The sequence below is a fragment of the Methylobacterium sp. Leaf361 genome (assembly GCF_001424445.1).
GTDB lineage: Bacteria > Pseudomonadota > Alphaproteobacteria > Rhizobiales > Beijerinckiaceae > Methylobacterium.
The window spans coordinates 191,649-211,425 of the sequence record NZ_LMPY01000001.1; the positions used below are offsets into that span (position 1 = coordinate 191,649).

The 19,777-nt window shown below is 68.7% G+C and carries 17 protein-coding genes; 12 read left to right on the top strand and 5 right to left on the bottom strand.

Going from position 1 to position 19,777, the window contains the following annotated elements:
- Positions 1-2: 2 nt before the first annotated feature.
- Positions 3-1,154: a GNAT family N-acetyltransferase gene (locus ASG32_RS00960; RefSeq protein WP_244491753.1), complete on the bottom strand. Its 1,152-nt coding sequence runs from the start codon at positions 1,152-1,154 to the stop codon at positions 3-5.
- Between the two features lie 273 nt (positions 1,155-1,427).
- On the opposite strand from ASG32_RS00960, the gene ASG32_RS00965 reads away from it, so the two are divergent.
- Entirely contained in the window at positions 1,428-2,489 is a 1,062-nt protein-coding gene (locus ASG32_RS00965) for a polysaccharide deacetylase family protein (protein WP_056521484.1), read from the top strand.
- A gap of 25 nt (positions 2,490-2,514) precedes the next feature.
- Here ASG32_RS00965 and ASG32_RS00970 read toward each other — a convergent pair whose 3' ends face one another.
- The gene (locus tag ASG32_RS00970; protein WP_056521486.1) at positions 2,515-3,171 is read right to left on the bottom strand and encodes a DUF2155 domain-containing protein; all 657 of its coding nucleotides are present in this window, start codon (positions 3,169-3,171) and stop codon (positions 2,515-2,517) included.
- Positions 3,172-3,299: 128 nt separating this feature from the next.
- Complete coding sequence (locus ASG32_RS00975; protein WP_199866063.1) at positions 3,300-3,716, bottom strand: NADH:ubiquinone oxidoreductase subunit NDUFA12; 417 nt, start codon at positions 3,714-3,716, stop codon at positions 3,300-3,302.
- A 514-nt stretch (positions 3,717-4,230) separates the two neighbouring features.
- Here ASG32_RS00975 and ASG32_RS00980 point away from each other — a divergent pair.
- Together ASG32_RS00980 and ASG32_RS00985 are read left to right on the top strand one after the other, a co-directional pair.
- Positions 4,231-7,962, top strand: coding sequence for a vitamin B12-dependent ribonucleotide reductase (locus ASG32_RS00980; RefSeq protein WP_056521489.1), 3,732 nt, complete (start codon positions 4,231-4,233; stop codon positions 7,960-7,962).
- A 461-nt stretch (positions 7,963-8,423) separates the two neighbouring features.
- Positions 8,424-9,152: an SDR family NAD(P)-dependent oxidoreductase gene (locus tag ASG32_RS00985; protein ID WP_056521492.1), complete on the top strand. Its 729-nt coding sequence runs from the start codon at positions 8,424-8,426 to the stop codon at positions 9,150-9,152.
- Between the two features lie 63 nt (positions 9,153-9,215).
- On the opposite strand, the gene ASG32_RS00990 is transcribed toward ASG32_RS00985, so the two are convergent.
- Entirely contained in the window at positions 9,216-9,611 is a 396-nt protein-coding gene (locus ASG32_RS00990) for a tautomerase family protein (RefSeq protein ID WP_056521495.1), read from the bottom strand.
- 117 nt (positions 9,612-9,728) lie between these two features.
- Here ASG32_RS00990 and ASG32_RS00995 point away from each other — a divergent pair, with 117 nt between their 5' ends.
- The 7 genes from ASG32_RS00995 (at position 9,729) to ASG32_RS01025 (ending at position 18,346) form a co-directional block, all read left to right on the top strand.
- Positions 9,729-10,613, top strand: a complete 885-nt coding sequence (locus ASG32_RS00995) for a LysR substrate-binding domain-containing protein (protein WP_056521498.1) — start codon at positions 9,729-9,731, stop codon at positions 10,611-10,613.
- 361 nt (positions 10,614-10,974) lie between these two features.
- A complete protein-coding gene (locus ASG32_RS01000; protein ID WP_056521500.1) occupies positions 10,975-11,364 on the top strand; it encodes a tautomerase family protein in 390 nt (129 codons plus the stop codon).
- Between the two features lie 280 nt (positions 11,365-11,644).
- Complete coding sequence (locus ASG32_RS01005; RefSeq protein ID WP_056521503.1) at positions 11,645-12,856, top strand: ABC transporter substrate-binding protein; 1,212 nt, start codon at positions 11,645-11,647, stop codon at positions 12,854-12,856.
- Between the two features lie 135 nt (positions 12,857-12,991).
- Positions 12,992-13,864 (top strand): branched-chain amino acid ABC transporter permease, encoded by an 873-nt coding sequence (locus tag ASG32_RS01010; RefSeq protein ID WP_020091659.1) that lies wholly within the window; start codon positions 12,992-12,994, stop codon positions 13,862-13,864.
- Between the two features lie 38 nt (positions 13,865-13,902).
- The gene (locus tag ASG32_RS01015) at positions 13,903-15,951 is read left to right on the top strand and encodes a branched-chain amino acid ABC transporter ATP-binding protein/permease (RefSeq protein ID WP_056521507.1); all 2,049 of its coding nucleotides are present in this window, start codon (positions 13,903-13,905) and stop codon (positions 15,949-15,951) included.
- Complete coding sequence (locus ASG32_RS01020) at positions 15,944-16,666, top strand: ABC transporter ATP-binding protein (RefSeq protein ID WP_056521510.1); 723 nt, start codon at positions 15,944-15,946, stop codon at positions 16,664-16,666. The genes ASG32_RS01015 and ASG32_RS01020 overlap by 8 nt, the downstream gene beginning before the upstream one ends.
- Positions 16,667-17,044: 378 nt before the next feature.
- On the top strand, positions 17,045-18,346 hold the full coding sequence (locus tag ASG32_RS01025; protein WP_244491754.1) for a hemolysin family protein: 1,302 nt from the start codon (positions 17,045-17,047) through the stop codon (positions 18,344-18,346).
- 124 nt (positions 18,347-18,470) lie between these two features.
- Here the strand turns inward: ASG32_RS01025 and ASG32_RS01030 are convergent, their stop codons facing one another.
- Positions 18,471-18,722, bottom strand: a complete 252-nt coding sequence (locus ASG32_RS01030) for a hypothetical protein (RefSeq protein WP_056521514.1) — start codon at positions 18,720-18,722, stop codon at positions 18,471-18,473.
- A gap of 303 nt (positions 18,723-19,025) precedes the next feature.
- Here ASG32_RS01030 and ASG32_RS01035 point away from each other — a divergent pair, with 303 nt between their 5' ends.
- A complete protein-coding gene (locus ASG32_RS01035) occupies positions 19,026-19,286 on the top strand; it encodes a hypothetical protein (RefSeq protein WP_056521516.1) in 261 nt (86 codons plus the stop codon).
- A gap of 222 nt (positions 19,287-19,508) precedes the next feature.
- Complete coding sequence (locus ASG32_RS32055; RefSeq protein WP_082557703.1) at positions 19,509-19,772, top strand: hypothetical protein; 264 nt, start codon at positions 19,509-19,511, stop codon at positions 19,770-19,772.
- Positions 19,773-19,777: the final 5 nt, after the last annotated feature.

Here is a 19,777-nt window from a genome sequence, read left to right on the forward strand (position 1 = left end):
GATCAGGACCGGCGCAAGGTGCGGAGCCGCTTGAGGGCGGCGTAGAGGCGCGGGTCGCGCTTGATCCGCCGTTTCGTCCGCGTCAGGCCCCGGCGCAGGGCGCCGTAGGCCCGGCCCCGCAGGGTGACCGGGATGATCGTCTCGACGAGGCTGATCGTCTCGTCGCAGATGCTGGCCTTGTAGCGCGCCTCGCCGACGCCGAGATCGAATCCTTGCCGGCCGCGGGCGGTCTGGTCGCGCACGAGATGCTGCAGGAGAAGGTCGCCGGGACTGTAACGGGCGACCTCGGGGTCGCCGTCGAACGCCGTCATCATGCCGCTGAAGCGTCGGTCGCTGACGGCACCGCCGAAGGTGGCGAGGACGCGGCCGCTCTCGGCGAGACACAGGGCGTACAGCTCCACGGCGGGCTCTGCGCCGGTCGACGCGGCCGTCAGGAAGGACCGGATCGCGGGATCGGCGTAAGGGTCGGCCACGCCCATGCCGGCGAAGCGGGCCGATTTCTGCGCGAAGAACGCCGCCAGCAGGCGCGCCGCCTCGTCGGCGGTCTCGGCGCGGCGGTAGACGATCGCGCCGTGCGCCTCCACGAGGCGCTTCTCCTTGGAGCGCAGCTTCTTCCGGGCGTCCGCGCTGAAAACCCGGCGCACGGTCGCCTCCGGATCCGGCCCGAGCATGAGGCCGTAGCCGTCGCTGGCCTCTGCCTCGCCGGTCGCGGCGAGCGGGTTCGCTGCCCCGTCCCACATCCGGGGCTGGTGCTTGAGCGCGAAGGCGTCGATACCCTCAGCGCGGCCGGCGCGGATCAGCGCGGCGACGATGCTGCCTGGCCCGATGGCCGCCGCGTCGCGGGTGGCGAAGAGCGGCATGTGATAGTTGGCGTGCGTGCCGCCGACCGTGCGCGCGAGGCGCAGCCCGTGCTCCCGGCTCAGGGTGAACGCGACGAGGATGCGCGGCCGTCCGTCGTCATCCCGCAGGACCGCGACGCGCGCGCGCTCGGCCTGTCCCGTCGCCCGCAGGTAGGCGCTGATCCAGTCGAACCGCTGGTAGGGCGTGCCGAGGCTCGCCGGATCGGCTTCCAGGCGCCGCCACAGCGCCTCCGCCGCGGCCAGATCGGGGATGACCTCCGCGACGAGCCCCTCGGCGCTGCGCGAATCGACCATGTCCGTTCCCGCTACGTGGACACCGACCGCCATGACCCGATCTCCCGGGGACCGCGCGCGATCCCGTGCCGCGCGCACCCTGACGGCAAGCGGCTGAACAGCCCGTCACTCCGATCGATGATGGCGCGATACCGGCGCCGGACGGTCCGTCAAAGAACAGTCGTGGCTAATGATAGCTTGCTTTCGCCGCGGCCACGCATGCTTTCGGCTTTGTTTACCCGGGCGAGCCAAGGCTGTGCCGAGCTGGGCCGCGGGCCCGAACGGTTCAGGGCCATGCTGTCATCGCGTGCCAAGCATCGGGTCTTCGCGTCCGGGTTCCGCGCGATCCAGGCGCTCGGGGCGGACCGCTGGCTCAGCCCCGCGGCGCGCGGCCTCGGCGTGATCCTCACTTTCCATCACGTCAGCCCCGACCCGGTCCCGGCCTTCGCGCCGAACCGCCTGCTCGGCATCACCCCCGAGTTCCTCGATCTCACCCTGCGCGAGCTCGATGCCCGCGGCTTCGAGATCATCGGTCTCGATTCGGTGCCGGAGCGGCTGGCCGAACCGGATTACGGGCCGCCCTTCGCGGTCCTGACCTTCGATGACGGCTACCGCGACAACGTCGAGTACGCCCGTCCCGTGCTGGCCCGCCACGGCGCGCCGTGGACCCTGTTCGTCACCAGCGGCTTCGCCGACCAAGCCGGGCGGCTCTGGTGGATCGAGCTCGAGCAGGCGATCGCGCGCCTGGACCGGGTGCGCATCGACGTCGGCGCGCGGAGTCTCGACCTTCCGGCGCGCAGCCCGCAGGAGAAGGCGCTGGCCTTCGAAGCCCTGTACCGCGACCTGCGGCGCGGGGACGAGGCGGACCTCCTCGACCGGATCGCGGCCCTCTGCCGTCAGGCCGGCTTCCCGCCCGGGCGCCTCGCCGCCGACCTGTGCCTGTCCTGGGCTGAGCTGCGCGACCTCGCCGCCGACCCGGCCGTCACCGTCGGCGCCCACACAGTCAGCCATCCGATGCTCGCCAAGCACGCTCCCGCGATCGCGGCGCGCGAGATCGCCGAGGGGCGCGCGCGGATCGAGACGGAACTCGGGCGGCCGGTGCGGCACCTCTCCTACCCGGTCGGGGATCCGACCTCCGCCGGCCCGCGGGAATTCGCCCTGGCGCGGGAGATGGGCTTCGCGACGGCCGTGACCACGCGGCCCGGCCACCTCTTCGCCGAGCACGCCGCGCACCTCCAGGCCCTGCCCCGGGTGTCGGTGAACGGTTGCCACCAGACGCGCCCGGCGCTCGCCGGACTGCTCTCCGGCGTCCCGTTCCTGGCGTGGAATCGCGGGCGACGGCTCAACGTCGCCTGAGGCGACGACCCGCCCGCGGGCGGCGTCAGCGGAACAGCGCGTCGAACAGGTTCTGCGGCTGCTGCTGCGGCGGCGGGGCCGGCGCCGGCCCCTCGTTCGACGGGAAGAACTTTCGCGAGGGCTTCTGGCGGGGCTGCACCGGCACGCCGCGCGGCGCCTCCACGTCCACCTGCCCGTTGGCATTGAGCTGCTGGGCGGTCTTGGTCGCATCCTTGCCGGGGCGCTTCGCCTTCTCGGGCTTGGCCGCCACGGCCGGGACGTCCTCCTGCTCCTTGGCCTCGGCGATCACATCGCTGCCGCCCTTACAGTCGACCAGCCACACGTCGTAGATCGGGTGCTCGATCGCGTGCAGGCCGGGGCTCGACGCGAACATCCACCCGGTGAAGATCCGGCGGTACTTGTTGTCGAGGGTGACCTCGTCGACCTCGAGGAACGCCGTGGTCTTGGCGCTCTCGGTCGGCGGGCGCGTGTAGCAGACCCGCGGGGTGAGCTGCAGGGCGCCGAACTGCACGGTCTCGTCGACCGCCACCTCGAAATTGACGATCCGGCCGGTGATCTTGTCGAGGCCGGAGAACACCGCGGTCGGGTTCTTGATCTTGTCGGCGGCGGCGGGGCCGGCGCAGACGAGGAGCGCGAGGCCGGGGGCGAGCGCGCGGCGTGCGAGGGCGGTGATGCGGCTCAAGACTCGGACCCCTGGACGAGGGTGACCGGCCGCGCCAACGGGTGCGCGGCGGGCGATCGGGATTGACCCGTCATGAACACCGGAACGGTGGCGGCAAAAGGGCGCCGGCTCCGCGACGGGTCGCGGCTCTACTCGCCCGGCGTCCAGGACACGTAATCGCCGGTCGCGGCCGGCCGCTGGCCCCAGGAGAGCTGCGAGCCCGCCGGCCGGTACGCGTTCGCGGTGCCGGTCTGGTTCTCGATATGGGGCTTCTGCCACGCCTTCGGCTGGTAGGTCTCCTCGCTCGGCGCGACGTCGACGTTGTGGCAGAGCCAGCCGCGCCAGCCGGGGGGCACCTTCGAGGCGTCGGCGTAGCCGTTGTAGACGACCCAGCGGCGCTCCGAGCCCACCGAGCGGTCGATCAGCGCGCCCTCCGCCTTGTAGTACTTGTTCCCGAACTCGTCTTCGCCGACGAAGATGCCGCTGCGCGCGGTCTGGAGCGCGACGGAGACGGTCTGGCCGTTCCACCACGTGAAGATGCGCAGCAAAGTGTCCTTCAGCGCCATCGCCGGTCCCGGAATCGTGGCGCGCCGCGAGGGCGCTCGTCGGCGCCGTTATGGTGACCGCGCGCGTGTGAGTCCAGCCGCATGACGGAAGTGTCGCCCCGGGGCAACGCTCGGCCCGCGCTTTCGGCCTCCGGTTCCGGCCATCCGCCGGTTCCGCTCCCTAGGGTTGTGAATCTAAAATTTTCCCGATCCGATTCCCGAAAGCCGGAAGGACACTTATCCCGGCCCGGGACGATATCCACAGGCTTTTGCGAGCCGGCACAACATCTAGCGGGGAACAAGGCCGTCGAACACCACTTGTTGACGTGAGAGTGAAGGCGGCGGTAATCTCCCTGCATCGGTCGCGCCCCGCGGAAGTGGTGCGTTGGGCAGGGGCGGCCGTTCCTAATTTTCGTTCGCGGGACCGAGGCACGTCTCTCAGCCGGGCGTGGTCGGCCGCGAATCCCACTATCGGGCTAGACCCCGCGTCGCGCGGGGCCGGGACCCTCGTGTCCCGACGGGAGAGGTGTGTTTCATGCGGTTCGAGCGTCGCTCCACCACGGCCGGACAATCGCCCTACGCCGGGATCCCCTTCCGCAAGGCCCTGAGCGAGATCCGCAACCCGGACGGCTCGGTCGTGTTCCGCCTCGACGGCATCGACGTGCCGGAGAGCTGGAGCCAGGTCGCGAGCGACGTTCTCGCGCAGAAATACTTCCGCAAGGCGGGCGTTCCGGCGCGGCTGCGCAAGGTCGAGGAGAACGCGGTCCCCTCGTTCCTCTGGCGCTCGGTGCCGGACGACGCGGCCCTGGCCGAGATCCCCGAGGACGAGCGCTTCGTCTCCGAAGCCTCCGCCACGCAGGTCTTCGACCGGCTCGCCGGCTGCTGGACCTACTGGGGCTGGAAGGGCGGCTACTTCTCGTCGGAGGAGGATGCCTCGGCCTTCATGGACGAGCTGCGCTTCATGCTGGCTCGCCAGATGGTGGCGCCGAACTCGCCGCAATGGTTCAACACCGGCCTGCACTGGGCCTACGGCATCGATGGCCCGAGCCAGGGCCACTACTATTGCGACCCGCAGACCGGCGTGCTGACCAAGTCGGCCTCGGCCTACGAGCACCCGCAGCCGCACGCCTGCTTCATCCAGTCGGTCCAGGACGACCTCGTCAACGACGGCGGCATCATGGACCTGTGGGTGCGCGAGGCGCGCCTGTTCAAGTACGGCTCCGGCACCGGCTCGAACTTCTCGATGCTGCGCTCGGAGAACGAGAAGCTCGGCGGCGGCGGCAAGTCCTCGGGCCTGATGAGCTTCCTGAAGATCGGCGACCGGGCGGCCGGCGCGATCAAGTCGGGCGGCACCACGCGGCGCGCCGCCAAGATGGTGATCGTCGACATCGACCATCCGGATATCGAGGCCTTCATCGACTGGAAGGTGAAGGAGGAGCAGAAGGTCGCCGCCCTGGTGACGGGCTCGAAGGTCGTCTCCAAGCACCTGACCCTGGTGATGAAGGCCTGCACGCAGTGCGAGGCCGAGGGCGATGCCTGCTTCGATCCGGAGCGGAACCCGGCGCTCAAGCGCGAGATCAAGGCCGCCCGCCGCGCCTCCGTGCCGGATTCCTACATCAAGCGCGTGGTGCAGTTCGCCCGCCAGGGCTTCACCAAGATCGAGTTCCCCGTCTACGACACCGACTGGGATTCGGAGGCCTACCTCACGGTCGCCGGCCAGAACTCCAACAACTCGGTCTCGCTGACCGACGACTTCCTGCGCGCCGTCGAGGCGGATGCCGACTGGCAGCTGACCGCCCGCACCACCGGCAAGGTCACCAAGACCCTGAAGGCCCGCGAGCTGTGGGAGCGGATCGGCGAGGCCGCCTGGGCCTCTGCGGACCCGGGCCTGCACTTCAACACCACGATGAACGACTGGCACACCTGCCCGGCGGGCGGGCGGATCCGGGCCTCGAACCCGTGCTCCGAGTACATGTTCCTCGACGACACCGCCTGCAATCTCGCCTCGGCGAACCTGCTGACGATGTATGACCGGGATACCAAGCGCTTCGACGTGGAGGCCTTCGAGCACCTCAACCGCCTCTGGACGGTGGTGCTCGAGATCTCCGTGATGATGGCGCAGTTCCCGTCCAAGGAGATCGCGGAACTCTCCTACCGCTACCGGACGCTGGGTCTCGGCTACGCCAATATCGGCGGCCTGCTGATGACCATGGGCCTTCCTTACGATTCCGACGCGGGCCGGGCGCTCGCCGGCGCGCTCACGGCGATCATGACGGGCGTCGCCTACGCCACCTCGGCCGAGATGGCGGCCGAACTCGGCACCTTCCCGGCCTACGACGAGAATGCCGACGCAATGCTGCGGGTCATCCGCAATCATCGCCGGGCCGCCCACGGCGAGGCCGGTGGCTACGAGTTCCTGAACGTCGCGCCGGTCGCCCTCGACCACGCGAACATCCCGCAGGCGGATCTGGGCGACCATGCCCGCGCCGCCTGGGACCGGGCGCTGAAGCTCGGCGAGGAGCACGGCTACCGCAACGCCCAGGCCACCGTGATCGCGCCGACCGGCACGATCGGCCTCGTGATGGATTGCGACACCACCGGCATCGAGCCCGACTTCGCCCTCGTGAAGTTCAAGAAGCTCGCCGGCGGCGGCTACTTCAAGATCATCAACCAGGCCGCTCCGGACGCCCTGCGGGCGCTCGGTTACCGCGAATCCGAGATCGCCGAGATCGAGGCCTACGCGGTCGGCCACGGCTCGATGGGTCAGGCGCCGGGCATCAACCCGACGACGCTCCGCGCCAAGGGCTTCACAGACGAGAAGATCGCCGCGGTGGAGAAAGGCCTGAAGTCGGCCTTCGACATCAAGTTCGTGTTCAACCGCTGGACGCTCGGCGACGATTTCCTCACGCAGACCCTCCGGGTCCCCGCCGAGAAGCTGTCGGACCCGACCTTCGAGCTGCTGCCGTTCCTCGGCTTCACCAAGAAGGAGATCGAGGCCGCCAACACCCACATCTGCGGGGCGATGACCCTGGAGGGCGCGCCGGGCCTGAAGCTCGAGCACTACCCGGTCTTCGACTGCGCCAACCCGTGCGGCCGGATCGGCAAGCGCTACCTCTCGGTCGAGAGCCACATCCGCATGATGGCAGCGGCGCAGCCCTTCATCTCGGGGGCGATCTCCAAGACCATCAACATGCCGAACGACGCCACGGTCGAGGATTGCAAGGCGGCCTATCTGCTGTCCTGGCGCCTCGCCCTGAAGGCGAACGCTCTCTACCGCGACGGCTCCAAGCTGTCGCAGCCGCTCAACTCGGCGCTCATCTCGGATGACGAAGACGAGTCCGATGAGGGGATCGAGGCCCTGATCCAGGCCCCGGCCGCCGCCAAGGCCGCCGCGGCCGCGGAGAAGATTGTCGAGCGGGTGATCGAGCGCGTCGAGCGGATCCGCTCCCGCGAGAAGCTGCCGGCCCGCCGGAAGGGCTACACCCAGAAGGCGGTGGTGGGCGGCCACAAGGTCTACCTGCGCACCGGCGAGTACGACGACGGCCGCCTCGGCGAGATCTTCATCGACATGCACAAGGAGGGCGCGACCTTCCGAAGCCTGATGAACAACTTCGCCATCGCGATCTCGCTCGGCCTCCAGTACGGCGTGCCGCTGGAGGAGTACGTGGAGGCCTTCACCTTCACGCGGTTCGAGCCGGCCGGCTTCGTGCAGGGCAACGACGCGATCAAGAACGCGACCTCGCTCCTCGACTACGTGTTCCGCGAGCTGGCGGTCTCGTATCTCGGCCGCGCCGACCTCGCCCATGTCAGCCCCGCCGAGATCGGCGGCACGGTGATCGGCGGCGGCGAGAGCGGCGACACGACCCGCGAGGGCCCGAAGCCCGCGCCGGCCTCCTCGGTCGTGTCCCGCGGCTTGCTGCGCGGCTCGGCCGACCGGCTCACCCTGATCCAGGGTGGCCCGGCCGGTGCCAGCCTCGGCGTCGGTGCGGCGAGCGCCGGACAGTCGGCGCCTGCCGGCGGCACGGTCCACGCGCTCCGCGGCAGCACGGCGCTGAAGGCGGAGCCTGCGGTGGCCGGTCAGGCCGAGACGATCGCCGACACCCTCCCCTTCGCCAAGGCGGAGAGGAGCGTCGCCGACCGGCGGGCCGAGGCGAAGATGAAGGGCTACGTCGGCGAGGCCTGCCCGGAATGCGCGAACTTCACGCTGGTCCGCAACGGCACCTGCTTGAAGTGCGATACCTGCGGTTCGACGACAGGGTGCTCCTGATACGCCGACGGCTCGTACGATAAAGAAGGCCTAAGTTGCTTGCCGCTCTGAGTTAAACTTGCTGAGGTTTCAGCGAGATATATCTCAGAGTGGCATTCGACCGAGTGCATCCAAGAGGGGCGCCGATCAGCGGACGATATCCACGCTCGCTGTACCGGTCAGTGATCCCCCGAACATGTCGAGCATGTTCGGGGGAAGCTGCGCTTAGACGGACCAATGGTCTCCGCCCTGCGCGCGCGACGAGATCGAGACCTGTTCGCGATGAGCCGGTCGCACCTGTGATGGTGCGGATCAGGCCTTCGCCCTAACCGAGAGCCGGAAGGGTGCACGACGACGCGGTCATCGCGGCTGCCAAGCGGCCAGAGGGCGCCTATGTATCGGGCGAGGCAACGCCAGCCATCGAATCGGGCTGGTCTCCACTGAAGTTAGCCGATCCGCGCGCCCGCTGAGACGACGTCGCCATGACCTCATCGACTTCGACCAGCGCGGTCGTGATCGGCGCCTCCGGCGGCATTGGCCGAGCCCTTGTCTCCGGATTGGCCGCGAGCGGAGCCTACGCTCCGATATTCGCCCTCTCGCGCTCGCAGCCATCGTTCCCGCACGGCATCCGCAGCCACGCGATCGACCTCGTCGACGAGGCGTCGATCGCTGCGGCCGCGGCCGCGGTCGCGGAGGCCGGACCGGTCGGTCTTGTCATCGTCGCGACCGGAATCCTCCATCAGGACGGCGTCGCGCCCGAGAAGGCGCTGAAGGCGCTCGATCCCGGCGCGATGGCCGCCGTGTTCTCCATCAACGCGATCGGTCCCGCCCTCGTCGCCAAGCATTTCGTCCCGCTGCTGGCGCGAGAGGGACGTTGCGTGTTCGCAGCGTTGTCGGCACGGGTCGGATCGATCGAGGATAATCGCTCGGGCGGATGGTACGCCTACCGCGCCTCGAAGGCGGCTCTGAACCAAATCCTGCGGACCCTATCGATCGAGGTGGCCCGCAGCCGCCCGGACGCGATCGTCGTCGGCCTCCATCCGGGCACGGTCGCTTCCAACCTGTCGCGGCCCTTCCGCCCAGATCCGGCTGCCCCCGGCGTCTTTCGACCCGACGAGAGCGCAGCTCATCTTCTGCGCGTGCTCGGCGGGCTCGACGTGCTGGACACCGGAAGCGTCTTCGCGTGGGACGGCGCGCGCGTCCCGGCCTAGGGCTCGGAACCGGTCAGCGCGAGGCGGCGGTCCCGCCAGGCAGATCGCGTTGCCCCGGATGGATCAGTCCGCGTCGTCCTGGACGTAGGACGCAAGGCCGTTGCCGAAGGACCACTCGTCGCGCGCGTTCGGCGACAGGACGATGAGCACGTCTTCCGGACGAAGACCGGGATCGGCGACGAGGTTGTCGGTGATCGCTCTGTAGAGAGCCTTCTTCTTCGCCGTGTCCCGCCAATTGCCCGCGACGATGTTGATGATCACCACGTCGTCGGTGCGGTGAAGCCCGAGATAGTCGGAATCGTAGATCAGTTCGTCCGGCGCGTGCTGATGGATCAGGTGAAAGCGGTCGTCTGCGGGCACGCCGTAGGCGTCGCGCAGGCCGCAATGGATGCCGTCCGAGATGGCTCTGATATGGGCCGGTGACTTGCCCTTGAGGAGCGAGATGCGAACGAGGGGCACGGGATGCGGTCTCCTGCGACGTCGAGCGGCTGGCCGCCTTGACGCTCCCCGTTTACGCCCCCAGGATCGTCCGGAAAATTTGAAACACCTGAATAAAGACTTTCCGGAAATCGAACTATGGCGACGCGCACCAACCTCGACATGGACGTGCTCCGCACCTTCGTGACCGGGTTCGAGCTCGGCAGTTTCGCCCGCGCGGCCGAGCGACTGGGGCGGTCGCAATCGGCTGTCAGCACGCAGCTCCGGAAGCTGGAGGAACAGGTTGGTCAGCCGCTCGTGCAGAAGGCGGGACGCGGTCTCGCGCTGACCGCCGCCGGTGAGAGCATGCTCGGCTACGCGAAGCGGCTCTTGGAACTCAACGACGAGGCGGTCGACCGGCTGCGCGGACCCGAGCTCGAGGGCTGGGCGCGGCTGGGCCTCGCGCAGGATTTCGCCGAGGGCTGGCTGCCGGCGGTGCTCAAGCGGTTCTCGCGGGCCTATCCGCGTGTGCGTATCGAGGTTCAGGTCGGGCTCGGCGCGCAGCTCGTCGAGAAGACCCTGAAGGGCGAGCTCGACGTCGCGCTGGTCTGGGGGGACGGCAACGGTGCCCCTCACGCGCACCGGGTCGCCGAAGTGCCGATCCACTGGATCGGCCCCCCGGACTGGCCGGGTCTCGCGGACCCGGTCCGGGAACCCGTCCCGTTCGCGGCCTTCACGCCGCCGTGCACGTTCCGGTCCGCGGCCGTGTCTGCCTTGGACGGTCGCGGCTTGCCCTGGCGGCTCGTCTTCACCAGCCCCAGCCTCTCGGGACTCTGGGCCGCCGCCGAAGGTGGCTTGGGTGTCACCGCGCGCACCGCCGTCGGCCTGCCGAAAACGCTAAGCGTTCTCGATCCGGCCGCGACCGGCCTGCCGCCTCTTCCGAGCGCGTCACTGACACTCCATCAGGCCGAAGCCGAATTGGCGCCGGCCGTCGCGCGGCTCACCGATATTCTTCTCGAGACCATAAGGGAGCACGTCGCGTAAGGGCCCGATGATCAGTGACGGGCTCTCGGCGCGCCGCAGACACCCCGGTCATCGAACATCAGTCCTCTCGGTCTCTGCCCGAGTACGAACGGTGATCGATCGCACTGGCCAGGTCTTCTCGAGGAGAGACCGCGAGAGGCACCCGACCGCTGTTCGGACCTTGCCCTGTCCGCGTCGCGAGGCTCGATCACGGGGCGGCGGAGCCGAGGGTGACGTGGCTCGCGCCAGCGGAGATAAGTCCACATCATTCGGTTTTGCCGAACACAGGGCGGCAAACTTTCAAATTATCCGAACTCTCAAGGTCACGTAACCCTTCGTCCGTTGGCCGCCGCGGCGGTCGCGAAGCCACGGACCGACGGCCATGCCCTTCATCAATGTCAAAGTCGCGGGTACGCCCCTCGCACCCGAGCAGATCACGGCGATCCAGGCGGGCATCACCCGGCTGATGGCCACCGTCCTGCACAAGGTCGCGCCTCTGGTCGGCGTACTGGTCGAGGCGGTGCCTGCCGCGGGATGGAGCGTCGGTGCTGAGCCGATTGCCCGAGCCGCGCAAGTGGATGCCATCATCAGCGCGGACACGAACACGCCCGATGAGAAATCGCGCTTCATCGCAGAAGTAAACCGGCTCCTGAAGACCGTCCTCGGGGCCGAACTGGCGGAGGTGTCCTACATCGTCATCCACGAGGTGCCGAAGGACAGCTGGGGTTACGACGGCCTGACCCAGGCGGAGCGCGGGCGCCGCCGCGCATAGCTCGCAGAGTTCCGCAGGTGGGGGCGCCGGATCATGTGTCGGCCGACGGGCGCCGCCGCCCTATCACGAACGCGCCCGGCGCTTAATCCGACTGCCGGCACCAACGACGTGAAATTGTGGTGCCTGCAGCTTTTACGACATGTGGAACGGACAATCTGTATTAATCGTCTGGGATCGCCCAAAATCTCAGCTTGACGGCTCGACCCGTCTCGGGAGATCTCCCTCCCAGAGTGCCACGGTGAAGGGCACACCGCGCACGCGGAATCTTGGAGAGGAAACGATGGTCTTCGCAGGTCGCGCTGCAGCCGCGGTGCTGTTATTGACGATGGTGTCGGCCCCGGCGCGGGCCGCGGACCCGATCAAGATCGGGCTGAGCGGGCCCTATACGGGCGGCTCGTCTTCGATGGGTGTCTCGATGCGGGACGGCGCCAAGCTCGCCGCCGCCGAGATCAACAAGGCCGGCGGCGTTCTCGGCCGGCCGATCCAGCTGATCGAGCGCGACGACGAGGCCAAGAACGAGGTCGGCGCGCAGGTCGCACAGGAACTGATCAACAAGGAGAAAGTCGTCGCGAGCGTCGGCTTCATCAATACCGGCGTGGCTCTGGCCGCCCAGCGCTTCTACCAAGAGGCCGAGATCCCGGTCTTCAACAACGTCGCGACCGGGACGATCATCACCAACCAGTTCAAGGAGCCGGACTACGACGCCAACTACGTCTTCCGGAACTCCGCCTACGACGTGCTTCAGGCCGGCCTGATGGTTGACGAGGCCCTCGCCCAGGGTCACAAGAAGATCGCGGTCCTGGCGGACTCGACCAATTACGGGCAGCTCGGGCGCGAGGACATCGAGAAGTATCTCGCGACGAAGAACGTGAAGCCCGTCGCGGTCGAGAAGTTCAACATCAAGGACGTCGACATGACGGCCCAGCTGCTGAAGGCGCAGCAGGCCGGCGCCGAGGTGATCCTGGCCTACGGCATCGGGCCGGAACTGGCCCAGATCGCCAACGGCATGGCCAAGCTCGGCTGGAAGGTCCCGATGATCACGAGCTGGCCGTCCTCGATGCAGAGCTTCATCGACATCGCCGGCACGAACGGCAACGGCGTGATCATGCCCCAGACCTTCATCGAGGATCGGACGCTGCCGAAGCGCAAGGCCTTCCTGGAGAACTACTACAAGACCTACGGCGTCACGAAGATCCCGACCCCCGTGGCCGGCGCCCAGGGCTACGACTCGATCTACCTCCTCGCCGCGGCGATCAAGCAGGCCGGCGGCACCGACGGCGCCAAGATCCGCGCCGCCCTGGAGAACCTGAACGAGAAGGTCGAGGGCGTGGTCACGACCTACGACAAGCCCTTCACGGCGAAGGATCACAACGCCATCTCGCGCAACATGGTCGTGTTCGGGAAGGTGCAGGACGGCAAGATCGTCTACGCCAAGGACGAGGACGCCAAGAACGCCGGCGTGGTTCGTCTGAAGGAGAAGTCCTCGAACTGAGGATCCGGACGCTGCGCCCGCGACGGGCGCGGCGTCTCCCTCGGGGCCGGCGGCGTCACAGCCCGCCGGCGCTCAGCACAGCGGTCCCGCGGCGCCCGCCGCGCGACCGGACGTCCCTCCGGCGACAGCGATCCCATGGAAATCCTGCTCCAGCTCATCGCGTCCGGCGTCGCGGTCGGCATGATCTACGCCGCCATCGCGTTCGGCTATCAGCTGACCTTCGCGACCTCGAAGACCCTCAACTTCGGCCAGGGCGAGGCGCTGGCCCTCGGGGCCCTGTTCGGCCTGACCCTGGTGCCGTTCGTCGGCTACTGGCTGATGATCCCGCTGGTCCTGGTCTTCGGCTTCGCCCTCGGAGCCGTGGTCGAGCGCCTCGGCGTGCGCCCGGCCGTGAAGATCAAGTCCGAGTACGGGTGGATCATGGCCACCATCGCGCTCGGCATCATCTTCAAGAACGTCGCCGAGAACGTCTGGGGACGTGACGACCTCAAATTCCCCTCCCCGCTGCCCGAGACGGCGCTCCAGGTCGGCGGCGTGCGCGTCCTGCCGATGGAACTGCTGATCGTCGCGGGCGCGCTGCTGATGATGCTGGCGGTGGAGATCTTCAATCGCAAGTCGATCTGGGGGAAGGCGGTCGTCGCCACCTCCAACGACATCGACGCCGCCGGGCTGATGGGCATCAACACCCAGAAGGTCATCACCCTCTCCTACTCGATCAGCGCCATGACGGCGGCCTTCGCGGGCGTGCTGGTGGCGCCCGTCACCCTGACCGGGGCGACGATGGGCTCCGTGCTGGCGCTCAAGGCCTTCGCGGTGGCGATCATCGGCGGCCTCGAATCCGGCCTCGGCGTCATCGTCGGCGGCCTGATCCTCGGCGTCGCGGAGACGCTGACCGGCTTCTACATCTCGACCGGCTACAAGGATGTGCCGGGCCTGATCCTGCTCCTCGTCGTCCTCTCCATCCGCCCGGTCGGCCTGTTCGGCAAGGCCGTCATCAAGAAGGTCTGAGCGTGACCTCCCGCGCAATTCTCACGGCAGCCTGAGCCATGGCGCAGACCCTCGCCCCCACCGAAGCGCCCGCCCCGGCGGCCGCCCCCAGCCTGTCGCGCCACGTCGGCATCCTCGGCGCCGTGCTGCTGGTCGTCGGCCTTGCGGTCTTCCCGCACGTGGTCACGAGCTCGTACTACATCCACCTGATGATCGTGATCGCGATCTACGCGATCCTGATCCTCGGGCTCGACATCGTGGTCGGCTATACCGGGCAGGTGAGCCTCGGCCATGCCGGCCTGTTCGGCGTCGGCGCCTACTCGGCGGCGGTGCTGTTCCTGCACTTCAAGCTCGGGATCTGGTGGGGCATCCTGGCCGGGATCGGGGTGACCTCCGCCTTCGGCGTGCTGCTCGCCGTGCCGGCCCTGCGGGTGACCGGCCCCTACCTCGCCATGGTGACGCTGGCCTTCGGCACCATCGTCCAGATCTTCATCAACGAGCTGACGCCGCTGACCAACGGTCCCCTCGGCATCACCCTGCCGCCGGCTCGGGTCCTCGACTTCTCGCTGCTGGGCCTCCAGGCCCCCTGGGGCGCGGCCGGCCGCAAGCTCGAGTTCTACTACCTGGTCTGTCTGGCGCTCCTGGCCACGATCTTGGTCGTCAACCGGGTGGTGCGCTCGCCCTACGGCCGCGCCTTCGAGGCGCTGCGCGACTCGCCGATCGCCTGCGATTGCATGGGCGTCAGCGTCTACCGCTACAAGGTCTACGCCTTCGTGATCTCGGCGGCTTTGGCCGGCCTCGCCGGCGCGCTGTTCGCCTGGTCGGAGCGCTACGTGGCGCCGAACTCCTACGGGTTCGAGCTGACCGTGCTGTTCCTCCTCGCCGTCACGATGGGCGGCCGCAAGTCGCGCGCGGGGCCGATCATCGGCTCGGCGATCATCGTGATGATGCCGAACGTGCTCGCCGATATCGGCCTGGTGCGGATCATGGCGGGGATCATCGCCGCCGCGGCACTGGTCGTGGGCGCTCTCGCCTTCCTGCGTCGCCGGGAGAACCGGTTCGCCCTGCTGGTGCCGGTCGCGCTCTGCCTCGCCTTCTTCCCGGCCACGCTCGCGCTCGAATCGGTCACAGACTTCCGGCTGACGGTCTTCGGCCTGATGATCCTGTTCGTGGTGTATTACCTGCCGGACGGGATCGTGGGCTTCCTCCGCGAGAAGATCCCCGCCCTGCGCCCGGCCCACACGGCCGAGGGCAAGAGCCTCCACGCCGAGGGCGCGGCCCTCAGCGTGCAGAGCGGCGACCGGGGCGCCGACCCGCTCCTCACCGTCGATCAGGCGCTAATGCAGTTCGGCGGCCTCAAGGCGCTGGCCGGCGTCGATCTCACGGTGCGGCCGGGCACGATCCACGGGCTGATCGGTCCCAACGGATCCGGCAAGAGCACGATGATGAACGTGCTCACCGGCATCTACAAACCGACCGGCGGCAGCGTGACCCTCGCGCGCGGCCAGGGGACGAAGCGCCTCGACGGGCGCACCCCGTCGGAGATCGCCGCTGCCGGCGTGGCCCGCACCTTCCAGAACGTGCAACTCTTCCGCGAGATGACCGCGCTCGAGAACGTGCTGGTCGGCCTGCACCACAGCTTCCGCGGCACTCTCTTCGACGCGATCCTCGGCACGCCCCGGCGGCGTCGGGAAGAGCGCGAGCAGCGCGCCCGCGCCATGGCGATCCTCGACTTCGTGGGCCTCGGCGCCCTGGCGCAGGTGGAGGCCCGCAACCTGCCCTACGGCAAGCAGCGGCTCCTCGAGATCGGTCGCGCGCTCGCCCTCGACCCGGTCCTGCTGCTCCTCGACGAGCCGGCCGCGGGCCTCACCGCACCCGACATCGCCGAGCTGACGACGATCATCCGCAAGATCCGCGATGCCGGCATCACGGTGATCCTGATCGAGCACCACATGGACGTGGTCATGGGCCTGTGCGACCGCGTCAGCGTCCTCGACTTCGGCCACAAGATCGCCGAGGGCAGCGCCCGCGAGGTCCAGGCCGATCCGAAGGTGGTCGAGGCCTATCTCGGCAGCCCCGTCGCCGACGAGGAGATGACCCATGCTTGAGGTCACGGGTCTGTCGGCCGGCTACGGCCAGGTCGAGGTTCTGCACGGCCTCGACTTCCAGGTTCCGAAGGGTCAAGTCGTGGCGCTGATCGGCTCCAACGGCGCCGGCAAGACCACCACGATGCGCGCCCTGTCGGGCATGATCCGGCCGCGGGCGGGCTCGATTCGCCTCAACGGACAGGAGATCGGCGGGCTCGAAAGCCACGACGTCGCCCGGTTCGGCCTCGCGCACTCGCCGGAGGGCCGGCGCGTCTTCCCGACGCTCTCGGTCGAGGACAACCTGACCCTCGGTGCCTTCCCGCGCCTGACCGGCTCGCGTCCGAAGGGCGACGTCGCGGCCGACCGCGAGCGGGCCTTCGAGATGTTCCCGAGGCTCAAGGAGCGGCGCGCGCAGCTCGCCGGCACGCTCTCGGGCGGCGAGCAGCAGATGCTCGCCATGGGCCGGGCGCTGATGCTGCGGCCCGAGATCCTCCTGCTCGACGAGCCCTCGATGGGCCTCGCTCCCAAGCTGGTGGAGGAGGTCTTCCGGATCATCCGGCTGCTCAAGGCCGAGCAGGTGACGATGCTGCTCGTCGAGCAGTTCGCCATGGCGGCGCTCGGCGTCGCCGACCACGCCTACGTGCTGGAGAACGGCCGGATCCGCTTCCAGGGCCCGGCGCAGCAGATGCGCAACGATCCGGCCGTGCGGGCGGCGTATCTCGGCGGCAGCCACTGACATCCGACCGCGGATCAGTGCCGCGCGTGGCCTGGGATGTCCCCCAGTCCCGGCGCCCGGCATGAACCTGTCTCGCCGGGGCTGGCGGGTCACGCCCGGGGCACCGTCGTCGGCGCGGCTCGCGAGTGCCTGACGGTCGGCGCATCGTCCTCGCGGACAAGCGCCCGCGCTCGCGAACGCCCTACAGAATTGTCCGACGCCGGGCGCGGGCGGCCCGGTGTTTGCTGAGGTTCGCCGGGGACAACGCTGAGGCCGGCCGGGCTCTGATGCCCGTAGGCCGCGCCGCCGCTCTCCTGTAGAGACCGTCGGGACGCGGCCGGCGCGACGGCCACACGGGAGGTGTCGATTTTGGACGACGGTTGGGCGACTGCCTTAGGGTTGTTTGCCGTCCTCGCCCTGGTTCTGGCGAACGGCTTCTTCGTCGCAGCGGAGTTCGCCCTGGTCGCGGTGCGCAGGAGTCGCGTCGCCGAACTCGTCGCCGAGCGGCGCGTGAACGCGAAGGCGCTGCTCTGGGCCACGGACCACCTCGACGCCCACCTCGCGGCGACGCAGCTCGGCATCACCATCTCGTCCCTGGCGCTCGGCTGGGTCGGCGAGCCGGCGCTGGCCCACCTGATCTTGCCCACACTGACGTGGCTGCCGGACATGCTCTCGACGGCGGCCGCCCACACGGTCGCCGTGGTGATCTCGTTCGTCATCATGACGGCGCTGCACATCGTGCTGGGCGAGTTGGCGCCGAAGAGCCTCGCGCTCCAGCGCAGCGAGCGCACGGCCCTGGCGGTGATCCGTCCGCTCAGCGTGTTCCTGTTCGTGTTCCGCCCGGCCATCCTGTTCCTCAACGGGCTCGGCAACGGCGTCCTGCGCCTGTGCGGATTGCAGCCCGGCCACGGCGAGGGCGGCCACCACTCGACGGCCGAGCTCAACCTCCTGGTCGAGGCGAGCCGCGAGGCAGGCCTCATCCGCGAGGCTCAGCAGGAAGCGGTCGAGCGCATCTTCCGGCTGGGGGACCGCCGGGTCCGCGAGATCATGACGCCGCGACACGAGGTCGAGTGGGTCGACCTCGACGGATCGCCCGAGGAGATCACGCGGGCGGTCCGCGCCTGCAGCCACGCCCATGTCGTCGTGAGCCGCGGCGGCATCGACGAGGTCGTCGGCGTGCTGCGCAAGCAGGATCTGCTCGATCAGATCCTCGACGGGCGGACCCTCGATATCGCCACCGCCATGCGGCCGCCGAACGTCGTCCACGAGGGCATGACGGTTCTCACGGCGCTGGAGAGCTTCCAGCGCAACCCCGTGCAGCTGGCGGTGATCGTCGACGAGTACGGCAGCCTGGAGGGCATCGTCACGCAGACGGATCTCCTCGAGGCGATCGCGGGCGACATACCCGAGGTCGGTGAGGACCCGGCGGTCGTCGAGCGCGAGGACGGCTCGTTGCTCATCGACGGCATGATGCCGGCCGAGGACGCGTTCGAGCGTCTCGCCTTCAACGATCCGCCGGGCACGGACGACTACACGACTTTGGCCGGCTACGTGATCTTCCAGCTCGGCCGCATTCCGGCGGCGGGGGACGCGTTCGTGGCGGAGGGGTGGCGTCTCGAGGTGGTCGACATGGACGGCCGTCGCATCGACAAGGTCCTCGCCACCCGCTTGCCGGCGCGGGCGCCGGTCGGAGGGGCGTGAGCGCGTCGCCGGACCATCAATCGGCGCATATCCAATCGGCGCATATGCCTGCGAGAATCGCGGGCGCGTCGTCTCGCGCGGCGGTAGCCGTCGACCGCGCGAGTTCGGAGCGATATCGCGACCGTCAGTAGCGATCGTAGCGATAGCCACCGTAACGTCGCCCTTCGTAGAAGCGCGCGTCCCTGCGTCCGTAGCCACCGAACTCACGGTGGCGGCGATAGCCGTGCGCGGGCGCCCAGGGTGGCGGGCCGCCGTGACGGAAGCCCCGCTCTCCGCGGGCCCAGGGCGGATCGGCGAAGGCGGCCGAGGTTGATCCGAGGATGCCTCCGGCCAGTGTCAGTGTGCCGAGCAGGATCAGCGTTGGCGTGCGGATCATGGATGCCTTCCTCACAGCGGGGGCGTCCCGCGTCGCCCCAGTTACGGTGCTCCGCGGCAAACCGTTCCCCGCCGTCGCGAAGGCACGAGGCCGGTCAGCTCGGAGCCTCTCCGAATAACCGCGCGGTCTTCAGGATCGCGCTGGTCCGAGAATAAGCACAGGTGGCGATGGAACGGCACAGGTTCCGGTGGAACAGGCGTTCACAGCGTGATCGTGCGCAGTCACGACGTCGATAGCGGGACGAATTGTCGGAACGGTCCCGGAGATCCTGCCGTTTAGGGGCTCCAAAACAGGAGACGCCCCATGACACGCTTGCCGATTATCGTCCTCGCCACCCTCGCACTCGGGGGCAGCGCCGTCGCCGCCGAGCAGGGGGCCTCGTCCAAGACTCCGGGCCACGAGATGCAGGATCGCGGGAGCCGGGCCGGGAGCCCGGGCGCGTCCGGATACGCGCCGGGCCACGAGATGAAGTCCGGCGGGACGGACTCGACCGGTTCGACGTCGCGAAGCGGCGGAAGCACGACGGGCACCACCGGCACCAGCTCGACCGGCACCCGTCGCTGACACGACCGTCGTCCCGTCCGGCTATTTTGCCCGACGGGACGAACCGGCCGCAAGTCGAGCAATGCTGATCAATAAGGATCCGGGCTCGGTTCCGGCTCATGAGGCGCGGATCATCGAAGATGAATTGTCGATGAACGGCAGGATTGATTAATTTCGTGAGCCTTGGAACGCGATGATTGGCGACTGCATTTCTCGTTTCAGTTCAATGAACGAGGTTGGAGTATGAAGAAGCTTATCACGACCCTGGTCGCCGGCACCGCGCTGCTGGGTGCAGTCTCTGCCGCTCAGGCCCATGAGTGGGGTGGCGGCTATGGCTACGGCTACGGTCCGGGTCACGGCCATTCTCGCGTGATCGTGCGCGAAGGCTACGGCGACGGCTATCGCGGCGTTCGCTTCGGCCACCGAGACTGGGATCGTCCGGATGTTCGCGTGATCGAGCGTCGCGGGTACGGTCATCGTCACCACGACGACGATTGGGACGATTGATCCGA